This is a genomic window from Brevibacterium oceani, assembly GCF_017948325.1.
Taxonomy (GTDB): Bacteria; Actinomycetota; Actinomycetes; order Actinomycetales; family Brevibacteriaceae; genus Brevibacterium; species Brevibacterium oceani.
Map to the genome: position 1 here is coordinate 3389660 of NZ_CP072846.1, position 12148 is coordinate 3401807.

The 12148-nt window shown below is 66.0% G+C and carries 11 protein-coding genes and 1 pseudogene; 6 read left to right on the top strand and 6 right to left on the bottom strand.

Features of this window, described 5'->3' with window-relative positions:
* Positions 1–297: 297 nt before the first annotated feature.
* Both J9314_RS19225 and J9314_RS15100 read left to right on the top strand, forming a co-directional pair.
* Positions 298–408 carry a DUF5808 domain-containing protein gene (locus J9314_RS19225; RefSeq protein ID WP_246490759.1) on the top strand — a complete coding sequence of 37 codons (111 nt, stop codon included), beginning with the start codon at positions 298–300 and terminating at the stop codon, positions 406–408.
* A 116-nt stretch (positions 409–524) separates the two neighbouring features.
* Positions 525–1229, top strand: a complete 705-nt coding sequence (locus J9314_RS15100) for a hypothetical protein (RefSeq protein ID WP_210603164.1) — start codon at positions 525–527, stop codon at positions 1227–1229.
* Positions 1230–1278: 49 nt separating this feature from the next.
* Here J9314_RS15100 and J9314_RS15105 read toward each other — a convergent pair.
* The 5 genes and pseudogenes from J9314_RS15105 to J9314_RS15125 form a co-directional block, all read right to left on the bottom strand.
* Positions 1279–1886: pseudogene (locus J9314_RS15105) on the bottom strand (enoyl-CoA hydratase/isomerase family protein).
* 103 nt (positions 1887–1989) lie between these two features.
* The gene (locus tag J9314_RS15110) at positions 1990–4269 is read right to left on the bottom strand and encodes a heavy metal translocating P-type ATPase (protein ID WP_343207023.1); all 2280 of its coding nucleotides are present in this window, start codon (positions 4267–4269) and stop codon (positions 1990–1992) included.
* A complete protein-coding gene (locus tag J9314_RS15115) occupies positions 4259–6376 on the bottom strand; it encodes a cytochrome c oxidase assembly protein (RefSeq protein WP_210603165.1) in 2118 nt (705 codons plus the stop codon). Before J9314_RS15115 ends, J9314_RS15110 begins: the two co-directional genes overlap by 11 nt.
* 50 nt (positions 6377–6426) lie before the next feature.
* Entirely contained in the window at positions 6427–7203 is a 777-nt protein-coding gene (locus J9314_RS15120; protein ID WP_210603166.1) for a M56 family metallopeptidase, read from the bottom strand.
* 11 nt (positions 7204–7214) lie between these two features.
* Positions 7215–7565, bottom strand: coding sequence for a BlaI/MecI/CopY family transcriptional regulator (locus J9314_RS15125; protein ID WP_210603167.1), 351 nt, complete (start codon positions 7563–7565; stop codon positions 7215–7217).
* A 215-nt stretch (positions 7566–7780) separates the two neighbouring features.
* Here J9314_RS15125 and J9314_RS15130 point away from each other — a divergent pair, with 215 nt between their 5' ends.
* The gene (locus J9314_RS15130; protein WP_210603168.1) at positions 7781–8323 is read left to right on the top strand and encodes a DUF5134 domain-containing protein; all 543 of its coding nucleotides are present in this window, start codon (positions 7781–7783) and stop codon (positions 8321–8323) included.
* Positions 8324–8328: 5 nt separating this feature from the next.
* Here the strand turns inward: J9314_RS15130 and J9314_RS15135 are convergent, their stop codons facing one another.
* A complete protein-coding gene (locus tag J9314_RS15135; protein ID WP_210603169.1) occupies positions 8329–9120 on the bottom strand; it encodes a sulfite exporter TauE/SafE family protein in 792 nt (263 codons plus the stop codon).
* A gap of 84 nt (positions 9121–9204) precedes the next feature.
* On the opposite strand from J9314_RS15135, the gene J9314_RS15140 reads away from it, so the two are divergent.
* The 3 genes from J9314_RS15140 to J9314_RS15150 all read left to right on the top strand — a co-directional run bounded on the left by J9314_RS15140 (position 9205) and on the right by J9314_RS15150 (position 12116).
* On the top strand, positions 9205–9960 hold the full coding sequence (locus J9314_RS15140) for an AraC family transcriptional regulator (RefSeq protein WP_210603170.1): 756 nt from the start codon (positions 9205–9207) through the stop codon (positions 9958–9960).
* Between the two features lie 94 nt (positions 9961–10054).
* On the top strand, positions 10055–10747 hold the full coding sequence (locus J9314_RS15145) for an MFS transporter (RefSeq protein WP_210603171.1): 693 nt from the start codon (positions 10055–10057) through the stop codon (positions 10745–10747).
* A 1-nt stretch (position 10748) separates the two neighbouring features.
* On the top strand, positions 10749–12116 hold the full coding sequence (locus J9314_RS15150) for an MFS transporter (protein WP_246490419.1): 1368 nt from the start codon (positions 10749–10751) through the stop codon (positions 12114–12116).
* The last annotated feature ends 32 nt before the right edge of the window (positions 12117–12148 follow it).

A 12148-nucleotide genomic window follows, 5' to 3' on the forward strand; every position in this document is an offset into this window, starting at 1 on the left:
CCGAGCCGACACGTATGCCGTTGCTCGATCCACTTCGAACAGTGTAGAGCTGACGGAACATCGATGGCATGGACCCGGTAGGAACGTTTCCTATTCGTTAGATCGCTGTCGATTTTCTCTACAGAGCGCTGCCGAACGAGCGGATTCCGGGCGTAGGCTGACGACTACACACATAATCTCGATCGCCGGAAGGCTGTGACACTCAATGAGCGAGGACCCAACGTCGAGGCGCTCCGCCAAGACGATTCCAACTGGAAACTGGGCCTCTTCTACGCGTCGATGCGAGACCGCGCCCCGATGATTCCCAAACGCTATGGCTGGGGCTGGACCATCAATTTCGGCAGTCCTTGGACGTGGTTAGGCGGGATTATTCTCGCAATCGTGATCGTCTGGGGTGTGTTCTTCTAAAGCGCACTCCATCTCCTGTCTCCAGTTTCGTACACCGACCGCCGCCCCTGACTCCACCGACGGGTGGGTGCATGATGGAGAGAGACGGTGAGCAGCCTCGGCGAGGAGGATTTTCGATGCGACACGATGCGGAGCGTCCGCGCACCAGCGGATTTCTGGCCGACGGGACGATACCAGGGCACTGGACGCAGGTGCTCGGGTCGATGCGAGCGAATCCGTTCACGCATCTTTCCCCTGATGAGGTGCGCACCGAGGCGGCCCACCAACTCATCGTCGCCCCCTCCCCCGAGGTGGCCCACGCGTGTTTCGGGGAGATGCTCGCGACGGTCGAGCCGGGTTCACCTGGCGAGCCTCGCATCACGATCACCACGCTCGACGACCTCGTTGCCTCCGACGTACCCGCGGGGACGTGGGTCTGCCTGCCGCACCGACAGGACGGGTGGACGGAACTCGAGGAGGCCTCGGCGAAGCTGCGGACAACCTTGGTCAAGGAGAACTCGACGCGGGAGACCGGCAGCAAACTCGTCCTCATGGAATTTGGGATCAACTTGTGGATGTGGGCCGAGCCGCCGTCGAGCGGTGGCGACCCCGTCTGCCACGCGGGCGAGCTCATCAGCTGGGAGAGCGCGTGGGCCCTGGGGACGAGTGGACGTGACGAGGGCGGTGCCGGCACCGGCACGGGCAGTGCGAACGACGCGGGCAGAACGAACGAAGCAGGCAGCGCTGCCGTTTCGGGACCTTCACCATCGGCCGCCTCGGCACGCCCGCCAATCTACTTCGGCCTGCCGCCGATTCTGCGCAAGCGCCGCTGGGAATCCTGATCCCCTGCTTCGGCGCCCGGGCATTCCACTCCGCCGAGGATGCCCTCCCTCAGTCGTTCTTCCGTACGAAGGCCAGTGCGAATTCTCTGCGCGAATCCGCGATCGCCTCAGTCTCAAAGGAATTCTTCGACGTATGGAACAGTCGCTTCTGCTGGGCAATGACGGCTTGGTCGGACTCCATAGTGTCGCGCAGGAGGCCCACTGCGACCTCGTCGACCACAGCGTCGTCGACCGCTGTGTTGAGGAACCCGCAGCACTCCATCTGTTCGGCTGTATAGCGGTTGCCGGTGACGATCATCTCGGTGGCCCTCGTCCATCCAGTGAGGCGGTGGAGGTTGACCGATTCGAGCACCGAGGGAATGCCGATCCGAACCTCGGGCATCGAATACCAACTCGATTGGAATTCCGATGCTCGAACTGCGAAGTATCCATCCCCGCACAGAATCCCCTGCTCCCGGCAGCGTTGACGAGCACTCCGCCCAGATCCCCATTCCTCGAGGTCGAGTCGAATGCATCACGCAGATCGGCCAGGGCCTGATCGGTCAGCGAATTGGCATGAGAGGAGTTATCGATGGTGATAGTGAGGATTCCGCTGGCAATGGACTGGCGAATCATGAGAGCTCCCTCGGTGTGACGATGATGTGACCCGGAAGCCATCTTCGCATCACCGCTCCGCCCGGCCTCTGTCAGCCAGGCCCATGCATGTGTCTGACGCGGGCCAGGCTGTCGACCGTCCCATCGTCGCCTGGCCCGGAGAGGGTCAGACGTGCAGCTTCACCCGCTGCAGCCGCAGACTGTTGTAGACGACGAACACCGAGGACATCGCCATCGCCGCGGCCGAGATCAGCGGGTTGAGCAGGCCGAACATCGCGATCGGGATCGCCAAGACGTTGTAGCCGAACGCCCACACGAGGTTGCCGCGGATGGTGCCCAGCGTCTTGCGGGAAAGCATGATCGATTCGGCGATGGCACCGAGGTCGTCGCGGACGGTGATGATGTCGGCGGACTTCATCGCGATGTCCGAACCGGTGACCACGGCGATGCCGAGATCTGCTGCAGCCAGTGCCGAGGCGTCGTTGATGCCGTCTCCGACCATCGCCACTCGGTGGCCGACCTCCTGCAGGGAGGCCACGACCGCTGCTTTGTCACCCGGAAGAACCTCGGCGATGACCTCGTCGGTGCCGATCCGCTCAGCGATGACACCGGCGGGAGCCGAGCTGTCGCCGGTCAGCAGCACGGTGCGCAGACCCAGGGCCCGCAGTCGCTCCACACTGGCGATGCCGTCGGGTTTGATGTCGTCGCTGAGGGCGAATCCGGCGAGCGGGGTCCCATCGTCGACGACGACCACGACGGTGCGCTGCGCCTGCGCCTGGGCGCTGGTCCAGTCGGCGAGTTCCGGGCCCAGATCGGCCTCCTCGACAGCAGCGGACGCGCTGATGACCTTCAGCGAGTGCCCATCGACCCGGCCTTCGATCCCGACCCCGGGCAGCACGGTCACGTCCGTGACCGTGGCGGCGGTGCCGGCCCCCGCCTCGGCGAGCGATCGGAGGTGATCGAGGATGCCGCGGGCGACCGGATGCTCCGACCGTGTCTCGAGGGCGGCGATCCTCTCCAGCAGCCGACTGCGGTCCATCTCGGGCAGCCACGACCCCGCGACCTGCAGGGAACCTGTGGTCACGGTGCCGGTCTTGTCGAGCAGCACCGTATCGATCCGGCCGCTGGCCTCGAGGGCGGTGTGGCCCTTGACGAGGATGCCCGAGCGGGCACCCCGGCCGATGCCGACCATGAGCGCGGTCGGTGTGGCCAGACCGAGCGCACAGGGGCAGGCGATGATGAGCACGGAGATGCCCACCCCGATCGCCCGCGACGGCGAGTGCCCCAGCGGCAGCAGCCAGATAAGCAGCGTGACGAGGGCGAGGACGAGGACGACGGGGACGAAGACCGCGGTGATCCGATCGACGAGGCTTTCGACCAGAGCCTTCTGCGACTGCGCCTTCTCCGCCATCGTCGCGATCTGCGCCAGCTGGGTGTCGGCGCCGACGGCCTCGGCGGCGATTGCGATCTGCCCGTTGGTCGTGAACGAACCGCTGACGGCGCGATCGCCGGCGGTCACGAGCACGGGCACCGGCTCGCCGGTGAGGCTGCTGGTGTCGAGTTCGGCGGTGCCGTCTACGATCGTGCCGTCGACGGGCACGGTCTCGCCGGGGCGGACGAGGACGACGTCGCCGGGCCGGACCGATTCGATGGGCGTGTCGACGAAGGTTCCGTTCTCAGCGCGGACGTGCGCGGTCTTCGGTGCCAGATCGCTCAACGCGGCCAGCAGGTCCCCGGCTTTGCGCCGCGACCGGGTCTCGAAGTACCGACCGGCCAGTTGGAACGTCGTCACCCCGGCGGCCACGTCGAGGTAGAGGGCATCGGCGCCGTCGGGAACGAGTCCGAATCCCAGCCAGGCGTCGGGTCCGCTGAAGCCGAAGGCTGCGGTCACCACCGCCCAGCCGAAGGCTGCGGTGATGCCCAGGGACACCAGGGTGTCCATGTTCGTCGTCCGGTTGACCAGGTTCTTCCACGCCGAGCGATGGAACGGCCAAGCCGCCCAGGTCACAATCGGCAGGGCCACGAGGACACAGACCCATTCCCAGCCGGGGAAGCGCCACGCCTCAACCAGCGCCAGCGCGATGGTGGCATCCATGAGCGGCACGGTGAGGACTGTGGCGAGGATGAGACGTCGACGCAGGGAGCTCAGACGCACCTCGGCGGCGCGTTGGGACCAGGCGTCGTCACCGGGCTTATGGAGCTGAGCTCCGTATCCGGCCTTCTTCACCGCGGCCAGCGCCGCCTCGGGGTCGTCCAGTCCGGTCACGCGTGCGCGCTCGGTCGCGAAGTTCACCCACGCGGTGGCTCCGTCGATGCGGTTCAACGACTTCTCGACCCGGCGGGCGCAGGCAGTGCACGTCATCCCGGTGATGTCGATATCGATTCCGCCGGTCAGTCCCATCGACTGTGCCGACCTGTCCTCGCGGACCGTGCTGTCACTGCTCACGTTCGTTCGTTCCTTCCTGCGCCGCGCTGCTCGCGGCCGAGTTCGCGGGCGCGTCCGGCTCGTTGTCGGCAGCGACGACCCCGTCTCGTTCGGCCAGCTTGCGCAGCATCTCGTTGTACGCCGAGAACTCATTGCTCAGGCCCGCGTCCTCGTGGCGGTCGAAACGTCGCGCGTCGCGTTTGTCCTGCCTGGTCCATTGCACGGCCAGGACGATGACCACGCCCAGCAGCGGCAATTCGCCTCCGGCCCAGGCGATGCCGCCGGCGAAGTACTGCTCGGCAGGGATGTCGAGCCAGGGCAGATCGAGGGTGCGGTAGAAGTTCTGCGCCACCGGAGTGTTCGTCATCATCAGAACGATGCCGAAGAACGCGTGGAAGGGCATCGCGGCGATGACGTAGCCGAGCCTGCCGATGTGCGGCAGTTCGATCGGCAGCTTGTCAACGCCGATGACCAGCGAAAAGAACATGTAGCCGACGATGAGGAAGTGCACATTCATCAGCTGGTGGCCCCAGTGGTACTGGATGAGTTCGGCGAAAAGCGGCGTGAGATAGAGGGCGTAGTACGAGCCGATGTAGACGACGAACACGAACAGCGGGTGGAGCAGCAAACGCAGCCCCTTCCAGCCGATGAGCTGGTTGATCCGAGCATGGATCTGCCGGCCGAGGCGGCCGGTGCCGGTGGTCGCTCGCAGCAGAAGTGTGATCGGCCCGCCTCCGACGAGAAAAGCGGGGATGAGCATGTTCAGCGTCATATGCACGATCATGTGGATGCCGAAGTCGGCCGGGGAGTACTTGCCCAGGCCCGAGCTCATCAGCACGATGGTGATGATCCACCCCGTCACCCAGCAGATCGTCCGGACCACCGGCCAGGAGTCTCCTCGGCGGCGGAGCCTGAGCACACCGAAGCCGTAAGTGACCATGGCGGCGACCGCGACCGAGGTGAGCAGGAGGTTGATCCGCCAGTGCGTGAGCAGGACGATCGGATCGGGTGCTGCCTCGACGGTGTAGCCGAGGAACACGGCGACGGTGCTGTTGGGCGCGAAGTAGTTCGGTGAGGGCACGAGCACCATGGACGCCGTCATCGCCGCCCATGCTGTGACCCCGAGGAGTATGCCTGCCCGTGCCGCACCGGTCCGTGCCGCACCCGACCGCGCCGAGACGGGGCTTCCATCCGCGTGACGCGCACCGTTTCGTGCTTTCGCCGAGGCTGCCGTCACCAGGGCGATGATGATGACGGCCAAGGCCGCCCAACGGGTGAGCAGCTGCCAGCCGGTCGTCGAGTCGAGCAGCGGAGTCCCGGCGAGTTTGAACACCGAGATCACCACATCGGCGCACGCGATGACGATGATTCCCACCCACATCAGCTTGGACCGGGCCATCCGACCGAGGGCGCCGCAATGCGGGTGGACGAGTTCGAGAACCACCCCGGCGGTCAGGAGACCGAGCACCACTGCCGCCAGCGGAGTCTGGATGATCGCTGCGTCTTCGCCCAGATCGTGGTCGGGCCCGACGAGAACCTGCGAGATGACGACCGGGGCGAGGATAGCGACCATGCCGACCCACAGGCTCACCGCGTGGGCCGCCCAGGACTCCGCGAGGAGCGCCACGGCGAAGACGATGAACGCCGCGACGGCGACGATGAGCCAGGCGGTCGGATAAAAGGTCCCGGTCAGGGCGAAGCCCAACTGGTTCGGGTCGTTGAGCGCCGTCAGTGACAGCCCATTGGTATTGAGTCCGTCGACGACGATGAGCATCACCGCCGCAGTGACCCAGATCGCGCTGAAGGCCCGCAGCAGTCCATGCGCCGTCACACTGGTCCGGGACCACCCCGGTCGGGTGGTGCGGGAGGTGAACATGAGCACGACGGCGAGCATGCCCAAGGACAACATGGAGAAGACCACGTGCACGGACCGCAGCACCGCGACGAGGACGACGACCGCCGTGCCGGGAAACTCCCGCGCGATCGAGGTGTAGACCTCGGAGCCGGAAAGGATTCCGGTGATGATCGCGGCAGTCACGGCGATAACAGTGATCGTGAGCACTGCTGCGGCTACAGGTGCTCTGCCTGTTCCTGTCCCGCCGGCAGATCCGCCGCGGGCTGTTGTCATCCTGCCCACCATATTACGTAACAGTGTAGTAGATGTGATTCGAGTGGGATTCAGCCGGCCCCCAAGTGGATGCGCCGCAGCCGCAGCGACCGGAGGCGCAGCGAGGCATCGCCGTTGAAACCGCCGGTGACATCGAGCGCGCTCCTAACCGCCGCCGCCGATGTCGCTTGCACCGCATCGTCATCAGCGATCATCTCGACCAGCGTGAGCACACTGGCTCGGAACCGCCGAGACACCGGCAGTCGCCGAGGCAGACAGGCGGAGTTGACCGCAGCGACCCGGAGGACAAGATTGTGCCGTCGCAGCACATGCGATTTCTCATGGGCGATGATCGCCGCGCACTCACCGCCGCTGAGGACACGGCGCATGCCCGTACTCAGGTAGATCTCGGGCGGCCGACCCGCCAGCGACCATGCGCAGGGGGCATCATCTTCGACGGTGACGATGCGAAACGGGGCATCGATGTACCAGTCCGTCCACCTCGAGCGCAGGACCTGAGCCTCGGCCTTGAGCCGACGCCCGAAGTCATCCGATGCACTGAGCACAAGAGCGAGCACGATCCCGGCCGCGGAAAGAGCCATCCAGCCGGCGATCCACGGAACCAGAGCCTGTGAGCCGGCACCTCCGATCTCAGCGTCGAGAGCGCCGACGATGAGCGCGATGACGGCGGCGGCACTGAGCAGCAGGCCGCCGATCAGCGCTGCCAGCCAGGCCTTGAGCGCCAGGCTCGGCCGCCGGGACTGCCAGCGCCCGAAGGAGAGGACGACCGGCGAGAGGAAGAAGACAGCGGCAGCCGCGACGAGGAGAGCGATCACCGTGACGGGCATGCCGGATCGGATCAGTCGCGGACGAAGGAGCGCAGGACTTCGATCTCGTCATCATCCAGCGAACCGATGAACGACATCAGCACTTCACGGGAATCGGTCGAGTCACGCAGCGTCCGCGACATCTCAGAGGCTGCGGTCGCGGCCTGGGAATGGACGGGGGTGATCATCAGCGATCGGGACACCCGCTCCCGAGTGATCAGGCCCTTGTCTTCCAGCCTGGTCAGGACCGTCATCATCGTCGTGTACGCAGGCTTCGGCGCAGGCACAGCTGACTGCAGTTCGGCGACCGACATCGGCTCATCCTGCCCCCACAGCGCCGTGAGCACCGCGTTCTCCAGTTCGCCGTTGTTCCTGCGCTTCATCTTCCGCTCTCGCTCGTCAGCTTGTCGTATCACCGAGGATACCCCGTCGGCCTCGCGATGGGCACACTTGCCACCGGGACTGGTTTCGCAGCACTGAACCGCTCAGACGTGCCGCGCGAGCCGCCGCGACACCGCGACGCACCGGCGGGGCCCATACGACGCACACCAGGAGCTGCGGTTGCGCAGCACACTACTACAACGTGTAGTATTTCGGGATGATTTCGCTTCCTTGGTCCCTCATTCTGACAGCGGCCTTCGCGTTCACCGGATTCGTCTGCCTCATCCACGTCCTCAGACACTGGAACGAGACTCGCAGCCCCACCTGTCCGGACGTCGGCGCGGCCAGAATGGATCTGGTCGTGCATTCCAACCACCTCGTGATGAGCATCGGCATGATCGCCATGGTCTGGGTCAGCACGGGGACGATCGCCACATGGGGGCAGGTCGCATTCTTCGCCGCGCTCACCGTGGTTATGATCATCGGAGCGATCGGACTCGGGGGACGGACACCGAGGATCAGCCTCGTCTCACATATCGTGCTCAATGCCGCAATGGTGTGGATGCTCCTGGCAATGCCGCTCCTGATGGCTCAGACCCCCGACTGGGCGACGGCCGTCAACTGGGTCGCGATCGTCCTGTCCGTCCTCGCCGCAGTCTGGTGGCTCTTCCTGCTTGTGCGCTCGCGCCGGATCGGCATCCACACACTCTGCCATGCTGTCATGGGTCTCGGCATGACGGGCATGCTCGCGCTCATGTGAGCACCTCAGGCCACGGCAACGACGACTCCGGCAGATATGAGCAGCACGAAATACCCCCAAGCATGGAGGATCTCGGAGATCTTCGGCACCCGCCTGCGCAGGAGTACGATGATCGGCAGACCGCCGATGAGCAGGGCGGCTGCAGACACCAGGTCGAGGGCTCCGACGATGCCCGGGGCGTCGATCGCGGCGGGGTCGAGGATCGTCACGAGCACGGCCGGGCTCATGATCACCAAGGTCAGCGGGTTGGCCAGGGTCGTGGCCACGGTCATCGTCGCCCCAGACCGGCGCATCATCGGAACCGTCATCACGGACCCTCCGACTCCGAGGAAGGACGCCAGCCCGCCGATCGGCACACCCCAGATCGCGGAGATCCCGCGACCACCCTCACCTGTCTCCACCCTGGCTCGGTCACCGGGGCGGAAGAATCCCGGGCGCAGCAGGAGGTCGACGGCGGTCACTGCGATGTAGAGGACGAATCCCCACTGCAGCAGCGCGTCCGGGGCGAAGCCGCCGGCGAACGCCCCGAGCCCGCCGCCGAGGGCGAGCAGTCCGAGCAGCCACCACCGCCCTTTGAGGTGGGCAAGGGTCTCGCGCTTCGTCGAGACCGTGGCGACGATGGCGTTGACGAGCATCACCAGCGCCGAGGTGGCCGCCGCCACCCGTGCCGTGTCGTGCCCGAGATCCGCATCGACGAGCGTGATGATCGGGACGGTGACGAAGCCGCCGCCGAAGCCGAAGAGCACGGTCGTCAGGCCGACGAGGCAGCCGATGAGGATGAGTCCGATGAATTCCACTCACCTATCTCAGCGCACCCAACGCCAGGCAGGCAATCGATAGTCTGCCGCTGATCTGTGAGAATTCGCCACTACACTCGAATCGTGCCCACTCTCGCCATCGACGACGTCGACTCCCACCCGTGGGACGTGCTGTCCGTCGGCACGCAGTACCCGCCGGACACGGCCCTGCCCTATCACCGCCACCGACGAGCGCAGCTGCTCTACGGCTCGACCGGGGTCATGCTCGTCGAGACTCAGGACGGTTCGTGGACGGTCCCGACCCATCAGGCCGTGCTCATCCCCGCCGAGGTGGAGCACCTCGTCCGGTTCCTCGACGTCACGACGTGGAGCCTTTACATCGAACCGACCAGCGTGCCGTGGTGGCCGGAGACGTGCACGGTCATCACGGTCACTCCTCTGCTGCGCGAGCTCCTGCGGACCGCGGATTCGTTCGAGATCGCCGAGGAGATGACCGCCTACCAGCATCACGTGTTCGCGCTCATCCTCCTCGAACTCCAGCGCGCCTCGGCGGTGCCGCTTGAGGTTCCGCTCCCCCGCGAGGCCCGCCTGCGGCAGGTCTGCATCGACTACCTCGACGGCCCCGAGCTCGGGCTGAGCAATCGCGACTGGGCGAAGCAGCTGCAGATGAGCGAGCGCAGTCTCGACCGCGTCTTCCGCGCAGAGACGGGGATGAGTCCGGCCGCGTGGCGGACCCGTGCTCGTGTACTCGTCGGGTTGCAGCAGCTGAGGTCGCAGACGATCACGCAGGTCTCCGAGAGCCTCGGCTACTCCTCACCGGCGGCGTTCTCGGCCGCGTTCTCCCGTGAGATCGGCCGAGCGCCGTCCTCGTTCCAGTGAGAACCTGCCCCGTCGCTGGACCGCCCCCGCAGGCGTCATCTCAGATTCAGACCACCCATCGCCCCGGGACCTGCCACGGTTAAGGTTGTCTGGGATGTCAGACGCACCCGATTCCCCATCGTCGCAGGGGCCGCCTCCCCGCCCGCTCGCGGCCCTCGCCCTCGCCATGGCGGCGATTCTGCTTGTGGGACTGAGTCTGCGGATTCCGATGATCTCACTGTCCCCACTCCTGCCGAGCATGATGGACGACACCGGACACGGGGAAACTTTCGTCTCCTTACTCACCAGCGTTCCTCTGGCTCTGACGCTGGCGGCTGCGCCGGTGGCCCCGATGTTGGCGAATCGTCTCGGCCGAAGTCGAACCGTCGGGCTCTCCCTGATCGCGATTGTGGTCGGGATGATCATCCGCTCGGCGCCCGGCGATGCTCCGCTGCTCATCGGTACCGGACTCCTCGGCTTCTCGATCGCGATCGTCACGGTGCTCTCCCCCTCGATCATCTCCGCCGAACGTTCCGCAGTCCGCTCCGGTCTCACCGGCGTCTATTCGATGTCGCTGAGCCTCGGTCCGGCACTCGCTTTGGCGCCGCTCTCGGCCCCTTCGCCTTCGGCCTCGGCCTCGAGACCGCCGGGTCGGCGGCGGCTCCGCTGCTCGGCCTCGCACTCGTCGGCGCATCACAGTCGGCCATCGGCCTGCGCACCTCGCGACTCTGAATCACAACTCCGGACCGCAACACACACGCACGATTCCACGCATCAGCATCTTGTATCCAAGATGGATCCAAGATAAATTGAGCGAGTACCTCGACAGCGACACAGCACAGGAAGGCGAGACCCCGATGACGAGTCGCGCTCGCGAACAGGCCAAACTCATCACGGCCCAGCTGCTCTCCGGAGCGGGCATCGCCTCCGGGTATGCCGTCGGCGGTCTGCTCGCCGAGGAGATCACCGGCAGGACCTCGATGGCCGGGCTCGCACAGATGAGCGTCATCCTCGGCGCCGGTCTCATCGCCTACCCCCTCGCAGTGCTCGCCGGACGTTCTGGCCGGCGCAAGGCGTTGACCTTGGGCTTCGGCGTCGGCACGCTCGGTGCGGTGGTCGTGCTCATCGGCGTCGCCTTTCAGTTGCTGCCGGTGTTCATGCTCGGGATGATGATGTGCGGCTCCTCGACCGCCTCGGGTCTGCAGGCCCGCTATGCCGCTGTCGATCTCGCCGATCCTGCCGCCGCGGGCAGAGCGATGTCGCTCGTCGTGTGGGCGACGACGGTCGGCTCCGTCCTCGGACCGAATTTCACGGATCCCGGTGCCCACCTCGGCAAGGCCCTGGGCATGAACGGCCTGGCCGGCCCCTACCTCATCTCGATGTGCGCGTTTGCCCTGGCCACTCTGTTCGCCTCGACGCTGTCCCGGTCGATCACCGCTGGCACGGAGCAGCCGCCCACGGATTCTGACCTCGACGCCGAGACGGACTCACCACCGGCCAAGATGAGGCTCGGACAGGCGCTGCGGTTCGCGCTCGCGCGACCGGTGCCGCTGTTCGCGATGATCACGATCATCACCGGGCAGATGATGATGACCAACGTCATGGTCATGACCCCGGTGCACATGGACCATCAGGAGTTCAGCCTCGGCGCGATCGGCATCGTCGTGAGCATCCACATCGCCGGAATGTACGCCCTCTCCCCCATCTTCGGGTGGATGGCCGACCGGTGGGGTGCGGGCGTCGTCATCGCCGGCGGCGTTATCATCTTCGCCGCCACGATCACCCTCGGCGTCATCGATGCCCTCGCCCCGGTGTCGTCGATGGTGCTGCTGAGCACCGCGCTGTCCCTGCTCGGGGTGGGCTGGTCGATGTTCCTCATCGGCGGTTCGGCGCTGCTGACCGCCTCGGTGCCGGCTCACGCGAAGGTGCCCCTGCAGGGCATCTCGGATTCTGCGATGAACCTCGGTGGGGCGCTCATGGCGGCCATGGCCGGCACCGTTCTCGAGGCCGGCGGATTCCTCTGGATCAACCTCATGGCAACGTTCGTCCTGCTCATCACCCTCACCTTCGCGATCAAGGCCGTCCCGCTCATGTCCTGGCCCGGCCGCCGGTCGGCAGAGCCCGACAAAGCCCTCGCCGAGGCGGCCGCCGGGGAGTCGTCATCACCGTCGAACTGAGCACGCCCCGTCATGACGCCGTGCGACCGTCG

What these genes read in the sequence shown, in the direction of transcription:
- J9314_RS19225 (WP_246490759.1), top strand. Translation starts at nt 298, where the DNA reads ATGATTCCCAAACGCTATGGCTGGGGCTGGACCATCAATTTCGGCAGT.
- J9314_RS15100 (WP_210603164.1), top strand. Translation starts at nt 525, where the DNA reads ATGCGACACGATGCGGAGCGTCCGCGCACCAGCGGATTTCTGGCCGAC.
- J9314_RS15115 (WP_210603165.1), bottom strand. Translation starts at nt 6,376, where the DNA reads ATGACAACAGCCCGCGGCGGATCTGCCGGCGGGACAGGAACAGGCAGA.
- J9314_RS15120 (WP_210603166.1), bottom strand. Translation starts at nt 7,203, where the DNA reads ATGCCCGTCACGGTGATCGCTCTCCTCGTCGCGGCTGCCGCTGTCTTC.
- J9314_RS15125 (WP_210603167.1), bottom strand. Translation starts at nt 7,565, where the DNA reads ATGAAGCGCAGGAACAACGGCGAACTGGAGAACGCGGTGCTCACGGCG.
- J9314_RS15130 (WP_210603168.1), top strand. Translation starts at nt 7,781, where the DNA reads ATGATTTCGCTTCCTTGGTCCCTCATTCTGACAGCGGCCTTCGCGTTC.
- J9314_RS15145 (WP_210603171.1), top strand. Translation starts at nt 10,055, where the DNA reads ATGTCAGACGCACCCGATTCCCCATCGTCGCAGGGGCCGCCTCCCCGC.